Raw genomic sequence first — 23,415 nt, 5'->3', positions numbered from 1 at the left:
TTAGATAACATCTATCAAGCTGCATAAAGTGTCCAACTTATTATTGCAATTTGCGTTTTTAATATTTCTTAGATTTTACTTTCGCTGTAAGCAAAAAAATAAGAGCCCCTATCACTTGGATAGGAACTCTTATTTTAAGTTTCTCTAACAGAATTTATTTATTTTTGTGGTTCAGCGTCTTTATGCTCAGCATCTTCCTTCATTTGCTTTTCGATATCAGCAATTGAGTAAACAGATTCTGGCTTCTTAACGTCTGATTCAGGTTCCATGTTACGGTAAACAGGCATACCAGTACCAGCTGGAATGATCTTACCGATAATAACATTTTCCTTAAGACCAAGAAGTGGATCATTCTTACCTCTGATTGATGCATCAGTAAGAACACGAGTAGTTTCCTGGAATGAAGCAGCTGACAAGAAACTGTTAGTTTCAAGGGCAGCCTTAGTAATACCCAAGATGACACTTTGAGCAGTTGCAGGAATACCACCAGAAATAATAACTTCCTTGTTGCGGTCCCTGAATTGACCAATATCCATGATTTCGCCTGGCAAGATGTCAGTTTCACCTGGATCAAGAACACGAACCTTTTGAAGCATTTGACGAGTCAATACTTCGACGTGCTTATCAGAAATGTCTACACCCTGCATTCTGTAGGCCTTTTGAACTTCAGCTAAGATGTACTTTTCAGTAGTCAAAGTATCAGTTACTTGGATCAATTCCTTAGGGTCAACAGAACCAAGAGTCAACTTGTCACCACGGTGAACGAAGTCGCCTTCAGAAACGGCAATTGAAGCAGTGTAAGCAACACTGTAAGTTCTAGTATCAATCTTACCCTTAACAGTAATTTCACGAGTATGATCTGCTGGGTTTTCTTGGATTGAATCAATTACACCATCAACTTCAGAAATTGTAGCACGACCCTTAGGGTTACGAGCTTCGAACAATTCTTGAACACGAGGCAAACCTTGAGTAATATCTTCAGCACCGGCAACACCACCGTTGTGGAAAGTTCTCAAAGTAAGCTGAGTACCTGGTTCACCAATTGATTGAGCGGCAACAGTACCTACTGCTTCACCAACTTCAACTTCTTCACCAGTAGCAAGGTTCATACCGTAACACTTGCGGCAGACACCGTGTGGAGTGTCACAAGTAAGGATTGAACGAATTTTGACATGAGTTACACCCGCATCAACAACCTTGTGTGCCAAGTTTTCATCCATCATAACGTCTCTAGCAACGATGGTTTCACCAGTTTCAGGGTTCTTAACAGTTTCAGCAGTGAAACGACCAACTAAACGATCGAATAATGGTTCGATCATTTCGTCACCTTCCATGATTGAGCTGACAGTAATACCACGGTCGGTACCACAGTCATCTTCACGGATAATAACGTCCTGAGCAACGTCAACCAAACGACGAGTCAAGTAACCTGACTGAGCAGTCTTCAAGGCAGTATCAGTCATCCCTTTACGAGCACCGTGAGTGGACATGAACAATTCAAGTACTGACAAACCTTCCTTGAAGTTTGAAGTAACAGGAATTTCGAACAAACCACCGTTAGGAGTGGCCATCAAACCACGCATACCGGCTAACTGAGTAAAGTTAGAAATGTTACCACGGGCACCTGAGTCGGCCATGATAGTAATTGGGTTTCTTGGATCGTAAATTTGAGCGATTTCGTTTTGAACTTCGTCCTTACATGCATTCCAAATGCTAATTACTCGGTCGTGACGTTCTTGTTCAGTAATCAAACCACGTCTGAATTGCTTAGAAACAATGTCAACTTGTTTGTGAGCCTTGTCTACCTTTTCATCCTTGTCAGTGATTTCTGGAACATCATTCATACCGATAGTAATACCGGAAGTAGTTGAACTTACGTAACCTAACTTCTTCAAGTCATCAAGGTATTCAGAAGTTCTTTGAACCTTGTAGTACTTGTAAATAGTAGCAATAGAATCTGACAAGAAACCACTCTTGAATGGAGTGTCGATCAAGTCTGAACTTACTTGATCAATCTTATCTTGAATAGATTCGCCTTCCTTTAAGAAGTACTTAACGTCAACTGGGTTGTTCAAGTTAGCTTCAGTTGGTTCATTGATGTAGTAGTAATCTTCTGGGAAGATCTGGTTGAAGACAAGCTTACCATAAGTAGTTACGAAAATGCCGTGTTTAAAATCATTTGGCCATGGCTTCTTAGGCATTGAATCAGCAGCAATACCAATCATAGTGTGGTAGTGAATATCACCATTTTCGTAAGCTACAGTTGCTTCTGCTGGTGAACTGAAGATCATTCCTTCACCTTCACGACCACGTTCAGCTTGAGTCAACCAGTAGTTACCAAGCACAACGTCCTGTGAAGGAGTAACGATTGGCTTACCATCCTTAGGTGCTAAGATGTGGTGAGCAGCAAGCATTAACAAACGTGATTCAGCAACAGCTTCATCTGACAATGGAACGTGGATGGCCATCTGGTCCCCATCGAAGTCGGCGTTGTAAGCTTCACAAGCTAACGGGTGAAGTCTGATTGACTTACCTGAAACCAAAACTGGTTCGAAGGCTTGGATACTCAAACGGTGAAGAGTAGGTGCACGGTTCAAAAGAACTGGACGTTCCTTAATAACGTCTTCAAGTACATCCCAGATATCGTCATCTTCACGATCAATCTTGCGCTTAGCATTCTTAATGTTAGAAGCAATACCACGCTTAACTAATTCATGCATTACGAATGGCTTGAACAATTCCAATGCCATTGGACGAGGAACACCACATTGGTAGAACTTCAATAATGGTGAAACATCGATAACTGAACGACCTGAGTAGTCAACACGCTTACCAAGCAAGTTTTGACGGAAACGTCCCTGCTTACCTTTAAGCATGTGTGAAAGTGACTTAAGTGGACGGTTACCTGGTCCAACAACTGGACGACCACGACGACCGTTATCGATCAAAGCGTCAACGGCTTCTTGAAGCATACGCTTTTCGTTTTGAACAATAATGTTTGGTGCGTTTAAGTCAAGCAATCTCTTCAAACGGTTATTACGGTTAATAACACGTCTGTACAAATCGTTCAAGTCAGAGGTTGCAAAACGTCCACCTTCCAATTGAACCATTGGACGAAGATCTGGTGGAATAACTGGAACAGCATCCATAACCATCCATTCAGGTTTATTGCCAGAATTCTTGAATGCGTCTAAGATATCCAATCTTCTAATTGCACGAGTACGCTTTTGACCAGTAGCACTTTGCAATTCTTTCTTTAAATCAGCTACTTCTTTTTCAAGGTCTACCTTTTGAAGTAATTCGCGAACAGCTTCAGCACCCATCTTAGCTTCAAAACGGTTGCCGTATTTAGCTTTTTGTTCACGGTATTCAGCTTCAGTAAGAAGTTGCTTAGGTTCAAGATCAGTATCACCTGGATCAATTACGATGTATGCAGCGAAGTAAATTACTTCTTCAAGAAGTCTTGGTGAAATATCCAAAACCAAACCCATTCTTGATGGAATACCTTTGAAGTACCAGATATGAGTAACTGGGGCAGCTAATTCAATGTGACCCATACGTTCTCTTCTGACCTTAGCTGAGGTTACTTCAACCCCGCATCGATCACAAACGATACCCTTATATCTAACACCCTTGTATTTACCACACGCACATGACCAATCTTTAGTTGGTCCAAAGATTCGTTCATCAAATAAACCATCTTTTTCTGGCTTTAAAGTACGGTAGTTGATGGTCTCAGGCTTCTTAACTTCACCATATGACCAGCTTCTGATCTTGTTAGGTGATGCAAGACCAATTTGCATACTTTCGAACTTATTTACGTCGATCAAAAGTTTACCTCCTACTACTTAGAAACTTTATCGTCGGATTCATCTACTGGTGCTTCTTGTGGAGCATCTTCAGTATTTTTATCCTTATCTTCTGATTGATCAGTTTCTTTGGCTAACTTCTTCTTTTCTTGTTCTTCAGCCATACGTGATAATGAATCGATGTTCAAATGTTCATTTGAGTCATCATCCATATCGCGTAATTCAATTTCATGATGATCCATATCAAGAACACGAATGTCCAAACCTAAGGATTGCAATTCCTTAACAAGAACACGGAATGATTCTGGAACACCTGGCTTAGGAATTCTTTCACCCTTAACAATAGCTTCATATGCTCTCACACGACCAACAACATCATCTGACTTGTAAGTCAAGATTTCTTGCAATGTGTAAGCAGCACCATAAGCTTCAAGGGCCCAAACTTCCATTTCACCGAAACGCTGTCCACCAAATTGTGCTTTACCACCAAGTGGTTGTTGAGTAACCAATGAGTAAGGCCCAATTGAACGAGCGTGGATCTTATCATCAACCATGTGAGTAAGCTTCAAGTAGTGCATAACACCAACTGATACACGGTTGTGGAATGGTTCACCGGTTCTACCATCGTAAAGAACAGTCTTACCATCTTTATCCATACCAGCTTGACGAACAGTATCCCAAACGTCATCTTCATTAGCACCATCGAATACTGGAGTAGCAACGTGGATACCCAATTGACGAGCAGCTGCACCTAAGTGCAATTCAAGAAGCTGTCCGATATTCATACGTGAAGGCACACCCATTGGGTTCAAACAAATATCTACTGGAGTACCATCTGGCAAGTATGGCATATCTTCTTCAGGCATAACTGCAGCAACAGTACCTTTGTTACCGTGACGACCTGACATCTTGTCCCCAACTTGAATCTTTCTCTTTTGGGCAATGTAAACACGAACCATAGTGTTAACACCTGGTGAAAGTTCATCGCCAGCTTCACGAGTGTAAACCTTAACGTCTTGAACGATACCGCCACCACCGTGTGGTACACGAAGTGAAGTATCACGAACTTCACGAGCCTTTTCACCAAAGATTGCGTGAAGCAAACGTTCTTCAGCTGATAATTCAGTTACACCCTTTGGAGTAACCTTACCAACTAAGATGTCGCCATCGTGAACTTCAGCACCGACTCTTACAATACCTTCAGCGTCAAGATCTTTCAAAGCATCTTCACCAACGTTTGGTAATTCACGGGTGATTTCTTCAGGTCCAAGCTTAGTATCACGAGCTTCTGATTCGAAGTCTTCGATAGTAATTGAAGTGTAGACATCATCCTTAACCATACGTTCTGAAAGCATGATGGCATCTTCATAGTTGTACATGTTCCAAGTCATGAAGGCGATAAGTGGGTTTTGACCCAATGCAAGTTCACCATGATCCATAGTAGGACCGTTGGCAATTACGTCACCTACTTCAACCTTGTCACCCTTCTTAACGTTAGGAGTTTGGTTGTATGACTTAGAGTTGTTTGAACGACGGTACTTTTCAAGGATGTACTTGTCTAAAGTACCATCTTCACGTCTAATTCTAATTTCGTTACCGTCAACATATTCAACTGTACCAGCAGCCTTAGCTAATGGTGCAGCACCTGAATCGTGGGCAGCACGGTATTCCATACCAGTACCAACAAGTGAACTGTGTGGATTAATAAGTGGAGCTGCCTGACGTTGCTGGTTGGCACCCATCAATGCACGGTTTGAGTCATCGTTTTCAAGGAATGGGATACATGCTGAAGCAACAGACACAACTTGCTTAGGAATAACGTCCATGTAGTCAATCTTGTCTGGTGAAACTTCGACGTTATCTTCCTTGTGACGAGCTAAGATAAGGTCTTCCTTAAATGAGCCATCTTCGTTCAATGGAGTGTTGGCACCAGCGATAATGTAGTTATCTTCAACATCGGCAGTCAAGTAGTCGATCTTATCGGTAACCTTGTGGGTTTCCCATGATACACGACGGTATGGAGTTTCAATGAAACCGTACTTGTTAATAATTGCGTATGAAGCAAGTGAGTTGATCAAACCGATGTTAGGACCTTCTGGAGTTTCGATAGGACACAAACGACCGTAGTGGGTGTAGTGAACGTCACGAACTTCATAACCGGCACGATCACGAGTCAAACCACCAGGCCCTAAGGCTGACATACGACGCTTGTGAGTCAATTCACTCAATGGGTTGTGTTGGTCCATGAACTGTGAAAGTTGTGATGAACCAAAGAATTCCTTGATACTTGCAACAATTGGACGAATGTTGATCAATTGTTGTGGAGTAACAGTTGAAGGATCTTGAATTGACATTCTTTCACGAACAACACGTTCCATTCTTGCTAAACCAATTCTGAATTGGTTTTGAAGAAGTTCACCAACACGACGAATACGACGGTTACCTAAGTGGTCGATATCGTCAGTGGTACCAATACTATCTTGAAGTACAAAGAAGTAGTTGATTGATGCCAAAACATCTGCAGGAGTTAAGTTCTTAACGTCTTTATCAATGTGACCGTTAGAAATAAGCTTAACAACACGTTCTGGGTTAACCTTTGAGAATACTTCAACTTCTTGAACAGTAATTGGTTCGCCGCCAAGAACGCCTTCTTTTGAAGGTTCGTAAGTTACCATCTTGAAGTCATCGCGATCAAGGTACTTTTCCAAAGTATCCATAACAGCGTGGGTAACAACAGTACCCTTCTTAGCGATAATTTCACCAGTGTCTGGATCAGCCAAAGTTTCTGCCAAAGTTTGACCATAAAGACGGTTCTTAAGTGAAAGCTTCTTGTTAAGCTTGTAACGACCAACTGGAGCTAAGTCGTAACGACGTGGATCAAAGAAACGTGCAAACAAAAGTGAACGTGAAGAATCAGTAGTCTTAGGTTCACCTGGACGAAGACGTTCGTAAATGTCCTTAAGAGCTTCTGCTACACGTGAGTCAGCAGGGTTCTTGTGAACATCCTTATCCAAAGTAAATTGCAAAGTGTCACTTTGACCAAACATTTCAAGAATTTCACTGTCTGAGCCAAGACCCATTGCTCTAATTAAAACAGTCAATGGAAGCTTACGAGTACGGTCAACGCGAACGTAAGAAACGTTCTTTGCGTCAGTTTCGTATTCAAGCCATGCACCACGGTTTGGGATAACTGTGGTACCGAAAATTTGACGACCGTTCTTGTCAAATTCGCCTGAGTAATATACACCAGGTGATCTAACTAATTGAGAAACGATAACTCTTTCAGCACCGTTAACAATGAAAGAACCTGATTCAGTCATCAATGGTAAATCACCAAAGAAAACATCTTGAGTCTTAATTTCACCAGTTTCTTGGTTGGTTAATTTCAAGGTTACGTGCATTGGTGCAGCGTAAGTTGCATCATGATCACGAGCTTCATCAACAGTGTACTTAGGCTTTTGTAATTTGTAGCCTACGTATTCTAATGAAAGCTTACCTGAGAAGTCACTGATTGGCATAATGTCATCGAAGACTTCTTTAATACCCTGGTCAAGAAACCACTTATATGATTGGGTTTGTACATCGGTCAAGTTAGGTAACTTCAAAACTTCTTTAATTTTTGAAAAACTACGTCTTGTCCGGTGTTTACCGTAATTCACTACGTGTCCGTTTAACAAGGAAAACATCCTTTCTGTTAGAGAAAGCAAATATTACATTTCTGTTACAAAATCAAAAAACATGAATTTTAGGTATAAAAAAGACAAAAACAACTACTTGTCGTTTTTGTCTTTATCATTTTGCTGGACAATAGATCAGCAAAATCCTGAAATTCAGCCTTTTAAATCAGCAACTAATATACTATTTTTAAAAGTGTTTGTCAATAGCAAACGCCTTATGCGTTAACTTTTTCTTGTTTTTTATCGATATCGAATTTCAACTTGCCACGGTTAGCACCGATCTTCAAAACATCCCCGTTCTTAAGATCGCCATTAATCAGCATTGTTGCAATTTCATCTTCAAGCTCATTTTGAATCGCACGTCTAAGTGGGCGAGCACCATTTTCTGGATCAAAGCCGTCTTTAGCAAGCTTATCAAGAGCTGCACGAGAGACTTTTAATTCAATTCCCTTTTCGTTTAAGCGAACCGCGAGTTTATTAGTCAAAAGTGAAACTATCTGACGAAGTTGCTTTTGATCTAATTCATCAAAGACAATGGTCTCATCAATTCTGTTCAAAAATTCTGGACGGAAGAATTGCTTCAAGGCTTGCTTGATTCTATCAGCACGAACCTTATTAGCATCTTCATTACCAGCATTAAAGCCAACAGACTTATCTTCAAACAAACTGCGTGAACCCAAGTTAGAAGTCATGATAATGATTGTATTTCTAAAGTCAACCTTGCGTCCCTTAGAATCAGTTAAGAAACCTTCATCAAGTACTTGAAGCAGCAAGTTAAAGACATCTGGATGGGCCTTTTCTACTTCATCGAGTAAAACTACTGAGTATGGGTGACGGCGAACTTGTTCTGAAAGTTGACCACCTTCTTCATAACCCACATAGCCTGGAGCTGAACCAATTAACTTACTTGAAGCAATTTGATCCATGTATTCAGACATGTCGATTCGAATCATGTTGTCTTCTAAGCCAAACATTGCTGCAGCAACAGATTTAGCAAGTTCAGTTTTACCAACACCAGTTGGTCCTAAGAATAAGAATGAACCAATTGGACGGCGTTCGTCCTTGATTCCACTTCTGCTGCGACGAATAGAACGCGCAACTGCTGAAATAGCTTTATCTTGACCGATTACACGCTCGTGTAAGATTGCTTCAAGGCGAGCTAAACGGCGAGTTTCGTTAGTCTTCATTTGAGTTACTGGAACGCCAGTCCAACTTGAGACGACCTTAGCAATATCTTCCGGTTCAACAACAGCTGATTTTCTTGAACCATCAGTTAAACTGTTAGAAATTTGCTCACGTTGCTCGTTCAAAGCATTTTGACGATCTTGTAATTTAGCTGCTTCGACAAAGTTTTGATTTGCGGCAGCCGCATTTTTTTGCGTAATAATTTTCTTCACTTGTTCATCAAGTTCAAGAATGCGCTTGTCTGAGCCAGCATTATTCTTAATTTTAACTGCTGCCGCTGCTTCATCGATCAAATCGATTGCCTTATCTGGCAAATAGCGATCTGGAATGTAGCGAGTTGACAAGTTGATCGCTTCTTCTAAGCTTGAATCATCAATTTTAACATGGTGGAACTTTTCGTATTTTGGCTTTAAACCATTCAAAATTGCTAAAGCATCTTCCTTTGATGGTTCATTCAAGCGCACTTGTTGAAAACGACGAGCTAAAGCTTGATCTTTTTCGATGTATTTTTGATATTCATCAAAAGTAGTTGCACCGATCACTTGGATATCACCACGAGCTAAGGAAGGCTTCAAGATATTAGATGCATCGATTGCTCCTTCAGCACCACCGGCACCGATCAAAGTGTGCATTTCATCAATAAAAAGAATGACCTTACCATCTTTAGCGATTTCCTTGAGGACCTTTTTCATTCTGTCTTCAAATTCGCCGCGGTACTTAGTACCAGCAACCAAATTAGCAATATTCAAAGCCATAACACGCTTATCAAGAAGATCGGCCGGAGCCTTCTTCTTCACAATTTCAGTTGCAATTGCTTCGGCTACTGCTGTCTTACCGACACCTGGTTCACCAATTAAAATTGGATTGTTCTTAGTTCGACGTGACAAAATTTGAATTACACGAGCAATTTCACGGTCACGTCCAATAACCGGATCAATTTCTCCATCAATTACGCGCTGATTCAAGTTAATTGCAACATCATCTAACGTAGGAGTAGTTGATACTTTGGTCTTCTTGTTACTACCATCTGGTGTATTATTCAACCAAGTTTCTGAATCACCGAAGTTTTGGTATTGGTTCAAGCTGTCTTCAACATCTTGTCTTAAACGTTCAAGATCAACATTTTGATTTTTCAAAATCATAGCTGACAGAACTTGTTGGCTAGCCACTAATCCCAAAAGAATATGGTTAGTTTGAATTTCATGATAGCCACCTTGTTCTGCCGCTCTCTTTGCATAATCAAGCACCAAATTTAAGCGAGGAGACATCTCCATGTAATCAGTATCGGCAGCTGAACCATAACCGGTATAGCGCTCGATCTCCTCACGAACGGAAGTTGGTGTCAGATTCCAGGAACGCAAGATCTTCCCTGCATCCCCATCTGATTCAATTACTAGTGCTAATAAAACATGTTCTGTACCAATGAGGCGGTGATGGAAATTGCGCGCCTGTTCACGGGCAATCTCCAAAACCTGGTTGGCACTATTGCTATAAGAAATTTCCATACAGACACCACCTTTTTAAATAGCTTAAATATTCTAATCAATTGCAAACTGCTTGTAAACTGAAAAGCTTTAAGCATTTGTATCATTATAACAAAGACAATGTATTTATGACAGAAGTTTACTTATTTTTAATAAGGACTACTTATCAAAAAAAGAAGCACCTCTTATTCAGATGCTTCTTCATCAAATACATATCGGGAAGACGCGATTCGAACGCGCGACCTCTACGTCCCGAACGTAGCGCTCTACCAAGCTGAGCCACTTCCCGAGTACAAAAAAAGCTCACGGTCGTGAGCTTTCATTCTTTAGAGCGGAAGACGGGATTCGAACCCGCGACCCCGACCATGGCAAGGTCGTGTTCTACCACTGAACTACTTCCGCAGAACAGTTATTATTATAGCAAACACATTTTACATTGCAATAGTTTTTTTGAAAAAAATCGAAAATTTTTTACATCGAAAAACTCCCACTTCATTTCGAAGTGAGAGTAATTATCCTCAAATTACGGCTCTATAATTTTTGCTGTTGATGATCTATCCTTATTGGTAGATTACTAACAGTTTTTTACCATAAAGATATTTAAATTAATATTTTCCAACATTTACAACAATCTTACGATCTATGTCAATTAATTTTATTAATTTATCATCTTTCGGATTGTAACTATATAGCGTACCTCCATCAATAATTCCTTGATTAATCTCAAAGAATGCATAGTAATGCTTACTATCAATTTTAAATAGGGTTAGTCTATATAAACCTGAATGAACATTTTTTACAATTGATTCAATTAGCTTCCAGTAATTGGGATCAGTAATTTTTTGATTATATTGATTAACTAACTTAGGTCTTTTGATAATTCTTAGATGTACTTGACGATCCTTTATATAATCATCAAAAATTGTTGGATCAACAGTAACTTTTTCTGCTGATTTATTAGTGCTAAATGATGAAGCTTCTCTAAGTTTGCCATTTGATAGAACATCATACGTAGAAAGGTTATTTGAATTACTTTTTTTGTATCATCTGAATCTTTAGAAATAGTTTAAATTTTTATAATTGTGTGTACGTTATTGTTTAACATCTTAAATCCAACAAAACATACTAAGACTGTAACTGTACCTACAATACCAATTAAAAAGGTCAATTTTTTCTTATTCATAAGATTACTTTTAGAAATAAATATTCACTTCAATAGGATTTAAAGCATGTGCATGCTGAGATAAATAACCAATATCATTTGCAATTCCGGCTAAGCCACCATATTGCCATAATTTATCAACACCCAACACATCATGTATATGTGTTGGATGTTGCCTAGAATAATGAAAGTTTACACTAACTCTGTGAAGAGCATAAAATAAATCTGCTATTTTTTATTAGAATTAAACAAGAAATATACTAATGTGTCAATAATATATATTGTTGGTTTTCAATATGCTTTTTGAAAAAAATCGAAATAAATTTTCGCATCAAAAAACTCCCACTCTATTTCAAAGTGAGAGTCATTATCATCAAATTACTTATTCTTCTTTTCCATATCAGCCTTAACTTCAGCTTCAACAACTTCGTCTCTTTCAGGACGCATTGTTGGGAACAAAAGAACATCACGAATAGCTGGTGCATCAGTCAAAAGCATTACCAAACGGTCAATACCAATTCCCAAACCACCTGTAGGCGGCATACCGAATTCCATTGCACGAAGGTAATCTTCATCAATCATATCAGCTTCATCGTTACCAGCTTCACGTTCAGCCATTTGTGCTTCAAAACGTCCACGTTGATCATCTGGATCGTTCAATTCACTAAAGGCATTACCGTATTCAGCACCCATAATGAAGATTTCGAAACGGTCAGTAAATCTAGGATCGTCAGCGTTCTTCTTAGCAAGTGGTGAAACTTCTACTGGGTGACCGTAAACAAAGGTTGGGTCAACGATTGAGCCTTCACCAAATTCTTCAAAGAAGGCGTTAATGATGTGACCAACCTTCCAGTATTCTTCGTAGTGAACACCGTGTTCGTCAGCAACTTTTCTTGCTTCTTCGATTGTCATTGGCTTCCAGAAGTCAACACCAGTCTTTTCCTTGATCAAGTCAACCATGTGAACACGTCTAAATGGCTTGCCTAAGTCGATTTCAGTGCCTTGGTAGTTAACCTTACCATCGTCAGTAACAACCTTAGCAGCAGCACGAATAATGCCTTCTGCTTCGTCCATTACATCGTGGAAGTCCCAGTATGCTGCATAAGTTTCAAGTTCAGTAAATTCTGGATTATGGCGAGTATCTAAACCTTCGTTTCTAAATACACGACCAATTTCATATACTCTTTCCATACCACCAACGATAAGACGCTTAAGTGGTAATTCCAACGCAATTCTCATGTAAAGGTTAATATCCAAAGCGTTGTGGTGAGTAATGAATGGGCGAGCTTCAGCACCACCAGGAATGTTGTGAAGGACTGGAGTTTCAACTTCCAAGAAGTCACGTTCGTTCAAGTAGTTACGGATAGCTTGAATAATTTGAGTACGGTGAACAAAACGCATGTAGCTATCGTGATTTGTAATCAAATCAAGGTAACGTTGACGGTAAATTTGTTCAACATCCTTCAAACCGTGATACTTATCTGGCAATGGACGAAGTGCCTTAGATAAGAAAGTAACGTGTTGAGCGCGGATAGTCAACTCACCAGTGTCAGTCTTCATAACTTCGCCTTCGATTCCAAGGAAGTCACCAATATCTGACTTCTTGAAAATCTTGTAGTTATCTTCACCAACGATGTCCTTACGTACATAAATTTGAATCTTACCAGTACGGTCGTAAAGGTCTGCAAAACCTACCTTACCCTTACCACGCTTTGCAAGCATACGACCTGCAATTTTGGTCTTAGGCATGTCATCGTTTAATTCGTCTTTATCTTCACCCCGATACTTTTCTTCTAAAGTACGAGCTAAATCTTGGCGATCGTATTTTCTTACGCCAAATGGTTCAATACCATCTTCACGCAATTCGTCCATCTTTTGACGACGAGCGATTAATTGATCGTTCATTTCATTCTTTGCCAATTTAAATTCCTCCATTATTCGTTCACAATTACACGTCTTGCGCTGCGTTCAGCTTGCCTTTTTTCGTAGTCATCGACAAAATTATCGAGCAAATCGTATACTTCTTGACGTGTCCAGACTTCATTTATTTTAGCACGAGTACGAGCTGAGCGGGGAATTCCCTTTAAATAGTATGCAGCTTGTTGACGAAATTCTGGTACGGCGATTTTCTCACCCTTTAATTCTACCAGACCATCGAGTTGATGTTCAGCGGTCTCAATCTTTTCACGAACAGTTTGTGGTTTTAATTTTTCGCCTGTTTCAAGATAGTGGACCATATCTTTCAAAATCCATGGATTCCCAAGAGCAGCACGTCCAACCATTACAGCTGTACAGCCAATTTCATCCAATGCTTTTTGAGCAAGTTCTGGCGTAGTAATATCACCATTTGCTACAAAAGGAACATCAAGAACTTGAGCTACATCGTGTAAAGTTTCCCAATCTGCATGACCTTGATACATTTGCTTACGAGTTCTACCATGCATAGCAATCATTGATGCCCCTGCTTCTTGTGCAGCTAGAGCATTTTCAACTGAAAAATTATGCTTTTGGTCCCAACCAATTCTCATTTTCACAGTAACTGGCTTAGACACATTTTGCACGACTGCATGGACCATTTGATAAATCTTATTTGAATCAAGAAGCCATTTGGAACCAGCATCAGTTTTAGTAACCTTAGGAACCGGGCAACCCATATTAATATCTATAATGTCAGCATCAGTATTTTGATCGACATATTGAGCCGCCTGAAGTAAAGTCTCTTCAGTTCCACCAAAAATTTGGATTGACACTGGGTGTTCACGCGGATCAACTTCCATCATGCGCAGTGTCTTTTTATTTCGATAAATAATTCCGTGATCTGAAATCATCTCACAAACTACAAGACCGGCGCCGAATTCTTTACAGACAACACGGAATGCAGAATTAGAAACTCCAGCCATTGGAGCCACAACTACCCTATTAGGGATGACAATATCACGGATCTTCCAGCTATTATCCACCAAATCATCCTTTCAAATACTCCAATATTGTAACAAAAAAGCCCTGTATGGAAAACCATAGGGGCTTCAGAAAAGCAAATTCTTTAATTTTGGACTTAATTAAGCGTTATCAGCTTCTTTTTGAGCCAAAATATCTTTCAATTCGTCTTCACTATAGTTGTATTTATTACCGCAGAAGTTGCAAGTAAGTTCAGCACCATGATCTTGCTCAATCATATCTTTTAATTGGCTATTTTTCAAAGTTGCTAAAATATCAGCGTATTTTTCTTTAGAACAGTCACATTTGAAGGCAACGTCATCTTTTTCTAGAATCTTGCAATCAGTACCTAAGATCTTTCTTGCCAAATCTTCTGGAGTCATCCCGTCAAGAAATGAGCTAGATAGTGCTGGCAAAGCATTGATGCGCTTAATCGTTTGATCAATCAAAGCATCGCTTGCACCAGGTAAGGCTTGAAGCATGAAACCACCAGAAGCTCCAATCGTGTTATTTGGGTTAACGAAAACTGACAAACCAACAGCTGATGGAATTTGTTCAGATTTAGTCAAGTAGTAAGCAAAGTATTCTGCAATTTCACCAGAAACAATTGGTACTTCACCAGTATAAGGTTGCTTAAGTCCCAAGTCTTTAGTTACTTCAAGCCAGCCTTGACCCACCGCTTTTTTCACATCAATATGCCCATCTTCTCGTGGTGGCAAGGCGATATGTGGATTTTGAACGTAGCCTTTAACAGTTAAGTCCGCTTTAGCAGTTACAACTGTTGCACCAACTGGACCATTACCCAAAAGACGCACAGTTAATTCTTCTTTATCAGTTAATTCTGCACCGGCTAGTAATAAGCTGGCTACCATTGTTCTACCCAATACTGCAGACGAAGCTGACCAAGTATCGTGGCACTTTTGAGCTTCTGCTACTAAATCTTTAGCAGTAATTGTCAAAAGTCGTAAGTTCTTTGTTTTATCAATTGCTTTAATTAAATAATCGCTCATGTATTAAGTATTCCCCCTAAAAAAATAGAGCCGAACCGGCCCTATTTTTCATTGATTATTGATCTTGATGATCTTGATTTTCTTCATTATTTGAAGGAGCTTGATCTGAATCAGTTTGCTTTGCTTCAGTTGATTTATCTTCAAGACTGTCTTCTGAAGGAGTTTCTAAAGAATCAGTTTTTTTATTTGCTTCTTCATTATCTTTTTCTTCAGCCTTTAAGACTTCTCTTTTTTCTGCAGCAGCCTTTGCTTCTTCATAAGTTGAAGCCTTTGATTCGCTAGGATACTCGTCATCATCTTTTTCTGGCATCTTACCAGTCTTGTACAAGCTCAGGATTTGCTTTTCGTTCAAAGTTTCGTACTTAAGCAAAGCTTCAGCAATGATTTGATGCTTTTCCTTGTATTCCTTAACAATCTCTACTGCCTTAGCATGAGCTTCATCTAAGATCTTCTTAACAGCTTCATCAATCTTAGCAGCAGTTGCTTCACTGTATGGCTTAACGCCGTATGGGTTAGCTTCACCTTCTTTTTCAAGTTCAACCATACCCAATTCATCGGTCATACCATAGTTAACTACCATGCTGTGAGCAATTTGAGTTGCTTGTTCAAAGTCGTTAGAAGCACCAGTTGATCTGTCGCCAAGAGTTGCTTCTTCACCGGCACGACCACCCATCAAACCAACAATTTGTTCGAATAATTGTTTCTTGGTCAAAATGAATTGATCGTCCTTTGGAAGCATAATGTTGTAACCACCAGCACGACCACGTGGCACGATAGTAACCTTACGAACAGTTCTTGAATCACTTAAGACTAATCCACAGATTGAGTGACCAGCTTCATGGAAGGCAACACGTCTTCTTTCTTTTTCAGAAATTAGACGATCCTTCTTAGCAGGACCTGCAATTACTCTATCTTCAGCTTCATCAATATCTGATGCAGTAATCTCAGTTCCGTTTCTACGAGCAGCAACTAAAGCAGCTTCATTCAAAACGTTAGCTAAATCCGCACCTACAAAACCTGGTGTTTGACGAGCAACTTCTTTCAAGTCAACATCATCAGCAAGTGGCTTGTTACGTGCATGAACCTTCAAGATAGCTTCACGACCGCGGACATCTGGGCGACCCACTAATACCTTACGGTCGAAACGACCTGGACGAAGCAAAGCTGGGTCCAACACATCTGAACGGTTAGTAGCTGCAATAACGATAACGCCTTCGTCACCTTCGAAACCATCCATTTCAACCAATAATTGGTTCAAAGTCTGTTCACGTTCATCGTTACCGCCGCCCATGCCGTTACCACGACGACGACCAATGGCATCAATTTCATCGATGAAAATGATACTTGGTGCATTCTTCTTAGCATTATTGAACAAGTCACGTACACGACTGGCACCAACACCAACGAACATTTCAACAAAGTCAGAACCTGAAATTGAGTAAAATGGAACGTTAGCTTCACCAGCTACGGCACGAGCAAGTAAGGTCTTACCAGTACCTGGAGGACCCTCAAGAAGAACACCAGATGGGATCTTGGCACCCAACTTAGTGTATTTTGAAGGGTTCTTCAAGAATTCAACAACTTCAACTAATTCTTGTTTTTCTTCTTCTTCACCGGCTACATCAGAGAAACGTACTCTATTCTTTGATGGATCTTCTGGTTTAACTTGGGAGCGTCCAAAGTTCATAATCCCGCCTTGGCCACGTCCTGCACCACTTTGGTTCATCATCATATATAACATTACGATGAACAAAATAGTTGGCACAAGCATCACAATTGTGGAAATCCAACTTCCAGATTGTGATTCGCCTTGGGTAGTCATTTTAGCATTAGACTTTTGAGCTAAGTCTTGCACATTAGAAACGGTAGAGTCATTTTGAAGCATTGTAGTTGAGAAACGTGATACTTCGCGACTAGAGCTACCATTGAAGAAATCAAAACTGCCGTTTGATTGGTTCTTAGTCTTTTGTGCTTGCTTATATGTACCTGAAACAGTGTAGACACCATTTGCAGGTTGAACGCTAAAGTTTTTAACTTTGCCTTGACGTAAATCCTTAACAAATTGTGAATAGCTGATATTTTCACTGCTACCTGAATTGTTAGAACCGCCTAGAGCCCAGTTGATTCCCCATAAAAGCAGAAGGAAAACAACTATATAGAAAAGGCCATTCGATAACAGCCGATTCCGGTTATTCTTCATAAAAAACCTCCGCAAAGTTTCTAAAATATATACGATTTAAAGTGTAACACAAATACGCCTGAGGCTCTAATATTTTGTGTGTTCTTATTGTTTTTTTAAATCATAAAGATAGTAGTGTTTGGCAAAATGATCATAAGTTTGATTTTGGTAAGTTTTTTCAACAAAAATTGGCCTTTGCTTTTGATCAAAAATCGTTAAACAAAAGGAGCGCAAGAAGCCTGGAATAGCAGCTTGTGCAAACATTTTTTTGCTCTTTACATGTTGACCATTTTTAATAATTAAGCGACTGCCACTTGGTAAATTTCCAGCAAAAAATTCTGTCTCACTTGACCAAAAATCACCATAAAGTGGCAAAGCTTTTTTATTAGTAGTTAACACAAATTTTCGATTCTGAAACTCAAATTCTTGATCTAGCTTAATTTTTTCAAAACTAGCCACACTCTTGACTTGGTTGGACCACAAATAAAAATAATTTTGATATTTCTTCAAAGTAAAACCGCTCAGTTCATCCCCGCTGCGAACACCATATTTTTGCCAAATAAAATTCTGCCAATAATAATTTTGCTCTTTTTCTGTGAATGAGTGCATTTTTTCTACAGGCAAGCGATAAAATTGACCAAGAAAGTGCTCTGCTGGTCCTATTTCTTCCACTTTTTGTTTACTTAAATCTGAAAGAGTTGCCATAGCTTGGCTAAACCGCAAACCGTTATCAAGCAGGTGCTCATTTTCTTGTTTAAGCAGTGGAATAACGTGATGGCGCAAGCGATTACGCATTGTTTCATCTTCAAAATTAGTTTCATCTTCAACAAACTTAATCTGATTTTTTACGTTATAATTGAGCAATTCTTGCTTTGAATAAGCTAATAGTGGCCGAAGAAGTGTCACACCATACATCTTGCCAACTGCTTGCAAACCATTCATCTCTTCAGGATTACCAGAGCGGATCAATTTTAACAAGATGTTTTCTAACAAATCATCGCCATGATGAGCTGTAAGTAAATAATCGCCTTGAACTTCATGAACACTTTTAATCAAAAAACGATAGCGGAACGCTCTTGCTGCAGCTTCAAGGCCAGTTTTTGGATGATCTTTTTTGTCCCAAGTTCCGTTAATCAGCTGCACCTTTTTAGCTTGACAATAATAACTCAAAACATCTTTTTCATTATCAGAATCTGCCCGTAATTGATGGTCATAATGAGCTGCAACTACTTTAAATTGATATTTTTCTCTTAATTTACAAAGCAGGTCGATTAAAGCCATTGAATCTGGACCACCACTTGCTGCAACGACCAGTGTTTTTCCAGTTAATGGAATTTCATGATCTTTAAAAAATTCTTCTAATTTCATTTTTCCTAAAAAAAATGACCCTTGCGGGTCATTCGTTAGTTTTCACTTAACACGTCTTTTAAACGGGCAATTTCTTTTTTAGCATCTTGAGAAGTTTTATTCAGCACTTCATCAAATTGCTCAGGTTTGGTCTTTGAAAATTGATTGTGGTGATCTACTAGCATTGGATCATTCACTCTCATTAATGATAAACCTATCTTCCCCTTGTTGTTATGAACAACCACCACTCTTAATTCATCCCCAACTCGGCGATATTGACGTTCTCTTAGCCAATTATTACCAAAATCGTTGTGGTGGATTAATCCAGAATGACGTCCCGGCAAAGTAAGAAAGATCCCTAAATCAGTAATATTGTTGATTACACCATTTACACGGTCACCAACTTGATATTTCATCTATTTTCCTCCATTTGGAAGGTTGTAAATCTTTTCGTTGGATTTTGAATACATAAACTTATTTCTAATAAATTTTGCTACGTAATCAGGGTCTTCCAAATTATCACGTTGAACTGTCAATTTCTTTTCTCTAGCTTCAACTTTAACTAAATTCTGCTTAGAAGCTCCAACTTGATCATTCAATCTGTGCACTTGAGCAACCTTGATCGCCATTTGAATTCCTAAAATCACAAAAATAATGGCAAAAAAAGCCATAATTGTGTTCCGGCGTCTACGGTGAATTAATTTAATTCTAAGTGCTTGTTTCTTTCTAAGTCTAGCCTCACGTGCTTGTGGACTCTCTGAGTTGTAAATTCTTGGTCCGTTCATTTATTTGATCCCTTATTACGCAAAAAAACTCTGTGAAAATGTATAAATTATTATCCTTAATTATAACAGCTTTTAACCTTATTAATCAATAATTTCGTATAGATCACTTGCTTCTGCTTTTTTAGTAGTGTCACGAATATCAGTTACTTTAGCTTTAATTTGCTTAGTACCGTAACCCACTTCAATCACATCACCTAATTTAACATCGTAGCTAGATTTAACAACGCGATCATTAACCTTGATTCGGCCTTGATCAGCCATTTCCTTGGCAACAGTTCTTCTTTTAACTAAACGTGAGACTTTCAAAAATTTATCGATTCTCATTTTTTAACCTCGTAATTATCTCTGAATAATGTCACTGGCTGTTTCTAAAAAAGTCGTCAGCTCATTAAACATCATTCGATTATTCATTTTGTCAGGTAGCTGTAATAACACTACCAAACGTCTCTCTGGATTCAAATTAATTCTTGCTTTCAAATTAACATGCTCTAGCGCTTTGAAAATATTCGGTCCTTCTAACTCTCTAGAAGCAGCTAAATTAAATTCAACTTTAATTTGTGGCTTCTTCTTGTCCTTAATCACATTAAGAACTTGAGCATAATCAGCATTTATCTTCAAGCCAGCCACTGCTAGCAAGTTTTCAACTGCTTCAGGATAATCGCCAAAACGATCAATCAATTCATCTTCAATCTTATCAAGTTGATCTTGATTATTTACAGACTTAATTCGTTTGTAGAACTCAATTTTTTCTTCTTGATCAGCAATATAGCTTTCTGGAATATATGCTTCAAGCCCTAAATCAATTTCAGCGTTAGACTTCTTAACTTTCTTCTTGCCCTTACGCTCTTGAATGGCGTCACTCAGCATTTGTGAGTACAAGTCATATCCAACACTATCAATGAAGCCGTGCTGCTGAGCACCTAACATGTTACCAGCGCCGCGAATTGATAAATCACGCATGGCAATCTTAAAGCCTGATCCTAGTTCTGTAAAGTCGCGAATAGCATCCAGCCGCTTTTCACCAACTTCAGTTAAGACCTTATCTTGCTTATACAAGAAGTAGGCATAAGCAAGTCGAGCACTACGACCGATTCGACCACGCAGTTGATAGAGCTGACTTAACCCGTAGTGGTCTGCATCTTCAATAATCATGGTATTAACATTCGGCATATTAATACCCGTTTCAATAATTGTTGTCGTAACCAAAATATCGAATTCCTGGTTCAAGAAGCGATACAAAATATATTCAAGCTGGTTCTGACCCATTCGCCCGTGCGCACTAGCAATTCTAGCATTTGGCATCAGCTTTTCTAATCTTCTCACCACTTCATCGATATCGCCAATACGATTATGTAAATAAAAGACCTGCCCATCACGCTGCATTTCACGCAAGCATGCATCCCTAATTACGCTAGGCGTTTGCTCCATAACATAAGTCTGAATTGGATAACGGTTTTGCGGCGGCGTTTCCATTACTGACAAATCCCGCACACCAACCATTGACATGTGCAAGGTCCGCGGAATTGGCGTAGCTGTTAGTGTTAAGACATCAATATTAGCCTTCAACTCTTTAAGCCGTTCTTTATGTTTTACCCCAAATCGCTGCTCTTCATCAATGATTAACAAGCCAAGATCTTTGAACTTAACATCTTTTGACAAAATCCGGTGCGTTCCGACAACTAAATCAATCTTGCCATCTTCTAAGCCTTGAACAATTTCTTTAGCTTCTGCTTGAGTTTGGAAACGCGACAGCATTGCGACGTTTACTGGAAAATCTTTAAAGCGATCTAGAATTGTTTCGTAGTGTTGCTGTGCCAAAATCGTGGTTGGTACTAAAAAGGCAACTTGTTTATTATCTTGAATTGCTTTAAAAGCCGCTCTTAATGCTACTTCAGTTTTACCAAAGCCAACATCTCCAACTACCAAGCGGTCCATTGGCTTAGGCTTTTCCATATCACGCTTAATTTCATTAATTGTTCTGAGTTGGTCCGGCGTTTCAACATATGGAAAGGCATCATCGAACTTACGCTGCAATTCATCATCTGGAGAAAAGGCAAAGCCTTTTTCTGATTCACGCTTGGCATAAAGTTGAATTAAATCATCAGCGATATCTTCAACCTTTGATTGAACCTTACGCTTAGTCTTAGCCCACTCGCTGCCACCTAATTTGTTAATATGTGGCGTTTTACCTTCTGAACCCACATATTTTTGAACTAAACTTAATTGATCTGCTGGTACAAAAAGCTGGTCACCTTTTTGATAAGTAATAGTGATGTAGTCACGCTTAACGCCATTATTTTCAAGGGTCTTAATTCCTTCAAAGCGGCCAATACCGTGGTTTACGTGAACAACATAATCTCCCGGCTTTAATTCAGTGTAATTACGCAACCGTTGCGCATTTTCCAAAGTCTTAACGCGGCGCTTTCTCTGAGGACGCTTATTAAAAAGTTCGCGCTCAGTTAAATAAACCACGTTGACACTTGGCAAAACAAAACCGCTACTAAAGCCCGCAGAGATAATCTGACACTTACCAGGCATTAAATCATCAGACTCAGTGATTGGTACCTCTAAACCAAATTCGGTCATTGTCTGATTAATCTGCTCAGCACGCTTTTCACTATCTGCTTGCAAAATGACACTTTGTCCAGTCTTGATGTAGCTTTCAATTTCACTCTTAATCAAAGGCATTTGACTGAAAAATTGCTCTGGCTCACGAGTCTTCCAATCCAAGCTTTGCCCCAATCGAACTCGCCCCATACTTCTTGGGAACAGTGAAAAGTATATTCGATGGTGCTGATCTTTTGAAAGGACTTTGGTAAAGTCAAGTCGCATCTTTTGACTAGCCAGCATTCCACCAATCTTGATTTCATCATCAATAAAAGCCGCGTTTTGCTTGTCAATAGCTTCGACAGATTGCTTAATTAATGGAAAATCATCCAAAAATAGTAAGCCGTTCTTAGGAAGATAATTAACTAAGCTACTAGGGTTTGGCAACAAATAATCTACTAAAAAGGCGTAATTCTGTGGCAAACCTCCCGCATTAAGCTCATCAAGAACTTGGGTAAAGTGATCCTTCACTGCTTCTTTGTCTGCAGGACTTTGGTCCATTTCTTCCTTAATTTTTTCAGCGGCTTCAATAATCGCTTCATCTGAAAAAACGCGGTCTTGTGCTGGTCCAATGGATAGTTGATCAATTTCGTGGGTACTGCGCTGGCTTGATAAATCAAATTCTTTGATCGTATCAATTTCATCGCCAAAAAATTCAATTCTTACCGGATTTTCCTTATCAAGTGGATAAATGTCCAAAATATCCCCGCGAATGGCAAACTCACCTGCTCGCGCAACTAAGGCTTCTTTATGATAGCCTGCTTTAACCAGCCACTTATTTAATTCACCTAAGTCATATTCTTGATCGCGCGTAAATTCTTTTTTATAAGCTGCAAATGCTTCAACTGGTGATAGCTGATACTGCAAGCCTTGCGGAGTTGTAACGACTATCCCTGCCTTTTTTTCTAACAAAAAATTCAAACTTTGAATTCTGTTACTTAATTCATCAGCAGAAGCAGTTGCTGATTGCGTTGCCAGCGTACTATCCAGTGAAAAATAATGCACTTGCTCTTGCTCAAAAATCCCGCTTAATTCATTAAAAAGATTTTGAGCTTTATTTTCATTTTCCTCTACCAAAATCAACGGTGCCTTAATTTGATCTACAATTTCTTTTAAAAGTAGACTAAAAGCACCGGCATTAGCGCCAGTGATTAGTGAGTTTTTTACTTGTTTAGTTTTATCAATAAAGTTGATTAATTCTTGATCTTTGCTTAAAAAATCTGTTAAACGCAT

The 23,415-nt window shown here is 39.2% G+C and carries 12 protein-coding genes and 2 tRNA genes; all 14 read right to left on the bottom strand.

The features are described from left to right. Positions 1–158: 158 nt before the first annotated feature. The 14 genes from rpoC to mfd all read right to left on the bottom strand — a co-directional run bounded on the left by rpoC (position 159) and on the right by mfd (position 23,415). Entirely contained in the window at positions 159–3,830 is a 3,672-nt protein-coding gene (rpoC, locus tag FC46_RS05040; RefSeq protein WP_057798495.1) for a DNA-directed RNA polymerase subunit beta', read from the bottom strand. Positions 3,831–3,844: 14 nt separating this feature from the next. Further along, the gene (gene rpoB / locus FC46_RS05035; protein WP_201779053.1) at positions 3,845–7,495 is read right to left on the bottom strand and encodes a DNA-directed RNA polymerase subunit beta; all 3,651 of its coding nucleotides are present in this window, start codon (positions 7,493–7,495) and stop codon (positions 3,845–3,847) included. A gap of 206 nt (positions 7,496–7,701) precedes the next feature. After that, complete coding sequence (locus FC46_RS05030) at positions 7,702–10,176, bottom strand: ATP-dependent Clp protease ATP-binding subunit (RefSeq protein WP_057798491.1); 2,475 nt, start codon at positions 10,174–10,176, stop codon at positions 7,702–7,704. A gap of 194 nt (positions 10,177–10,370) precedes the next feature. Then, a tRNA-Pro gene (locus FC46_RS05025) sits at positions 10,371–10,444 on the bottom strand. 41 nt (positions 10,445–10,485) lie between these two features. After that, positions 10,486–10,557: transfer RNA gene (locus FC46_RS05020), tRNA-Gly, on the bottom strand. A 1,138-nt stretch (positions 10,558–11,695) separates the two neighbouring features. Continuing rightward, positions 11,696–13,237: a lysine--tRNA ligase gene (gene lysS, locus FC46_RS05015; RefSeq protein ID WP_057798489.1), complete on the bottom strand. Its 1,542-nt coding sequence runs from the start codon at positions 13,235–13,237 to the stop codon at positions 11,696–11,698. 14 nt (positions 13,238–13,251) lie between these two features. Continuing rightward, positions 13,252–14,277 (bottom strand): tRNA dihydrouridine synthase DusB, encoded by a 1,026-nt coding sequence (gene dusB, locus FC46_RS05010; RefSeq protein ID WP_057798487.1) that lies wholly within the window; start codon positions 14,275–14,277, stop codon positions 13,252–13,254. Positions 14,278–14,376: 99 nt separating this feature from the next. Next, positions 14,377–15,264, bottom strand: a complete 888-nt coding sequence (hslO, locus tag FC46_RS05005) for an Hsp33 family molecular chaperone HslO (protein WP_057798485.1) — start codon at positions 15,262–15,264, stop codon at positions 14,377–14,379. 55 nt (positions 15,265–15,319) lie between these two features. Then, a complete protein-coding gene (ftsH, locus tag FC46_RS05000; RefSeq protein WP_057798482.1) occupies positions 15,320–17,464 on the bottom strand; it encodes an ATP-dependent zinc metalloprotease FtsH in 2,145 nt (714 codons plus the stop codon). An 84-nt stretch (positions 17,465–17,548) separates the two neighbouring features. Then, on the bottom strand, positions 17,549–18,811 hold the full coding sequence (tilS, locus tag FC46_RS04995; protein WP_057798480.1) for a tRNA lysidine(34) synthetase TilS: 1,263 nt from the start codon (positions 18,809–18,811) through the stop codon (positions 17,549–17,551). A gap of 35 nt (positions 18,812–18,846) precedes the next feature. Further along, positions 18,847–19,206 carry a S1 RNA-binding domain-containing protein gene (locus FC46_RS04990; protein WP_057798478.1) on the bottom strand — a complete coding sequence of 120 codons (360 nt, stop codon included), beginning with the start codon at positions 19,204–19,206 and terminating at the stop codon, positions 18,847–18,849. After that, positions 19,207–19,575 (bottom strand): FtsB family cell division protein, encoded by a 369-nt coding sequence (locus FC46_RS04985; protein WP_057798476.1) that lies wholly within the window; start codon positions 19,573–19,575, stop codon positions 19,207–19,209. A gap of 81 nt (positions 19,576–19,656) precedes the next feature. Beyond that, on the bottom strand, positions 19,657–19,899 hold the full coding sequence (locus tag FC46_RS04980) for an RNA-binding S4 domain-containing protein (RefSeq protein ID WP_057798473.1): 243 nt from the start codon (positions 19,897–19,899) through the stop codon (positions 19,657–19,659). A 15-nt stretch (positions 19,900–19,914) separates the two neighbouring features. Beyond that, positions 19,915–23,415, bottom strand: a complete 3,501-nt coding sequence (gene mfd / locus FC46_RS04975; RefSeq protein WP_057798471.1) for a transcription-repair coupling factor — start codon at positions 23,413–23,415, stop codon at positions 19,915–19,917.

The sequence above is a fragment of the Lactobacillus kalixensis DSM 16043 genome (assembly GCF_001434335.1).
GTDB lineage: Bacteria > Bacillota > Bacilli > Lactobacillales > Lactobacillaceae > Lactobacillus > Lactobacillus kalixensis.
This window is presented reverse-complemented; position numbering and strand designations above follow the sequence as displayed.

Coding starts and splice junctions, on each gene's coding strand:
- rpoB (WP_201779053.1), bottom strand. CDS start 7,495: ATGTTTTCCTTGTTAAACGGACACGTAGTGAATTACGGTAAACACCGG.
- FC46_RS05030 (WP_057798491.1), bottom strand. CDS start 10,176: ATGGAAATTTCTTATAGCAATAGTGCCAACCAGGTTTTGGAGATTGCC.
- hslO (WP_057798485.1), bottom strand. CDS start 15,264: ATGAGCGATTATTTAATTAAAGCAATTGATAAAACAAAGAACTTACGA.
- ftsH (WP_057798482.1), bottom strand. CDS start 17,464: ATGAAGAATAACCGGAATCGGCTGTTATCGAATGGCCTTTTCTATATA.
- tilS (WP_057798480.1), bottom strand. CDS start 18,811: ATGAAATTAGAAGAATTTTTTAAAGATCATGAAATTCCATTAACTGGA.
- FC46_RS04990 (WP_057798478.1), bottom strand. CDS start 19,206: ATGAAATATCAAGTTGGTGACCGTGTAAATGGTGTAATCAACAATATT.
- FC46_RS04985 (WP_057798476.1), bottom strand. CDS start 19,575: ATGAACGGACCAAGAATTTACAACTCAGAGAGTCCACAAGCACGTGAG.
- FC46_RS04980 (WP_057798473.1), bottom strand. CDS start 19,899: ATGAGAATCGATAAATTTTTGAAAGTCTCACGTTTAGTTAAAAGAAGA.
- mfd (WP_057798471.1), bottom strand. CDS start 23,415: ATGCGTTTAACAGATTTTTTAAGCAAAGATCAAGAATTAATCAACTTT.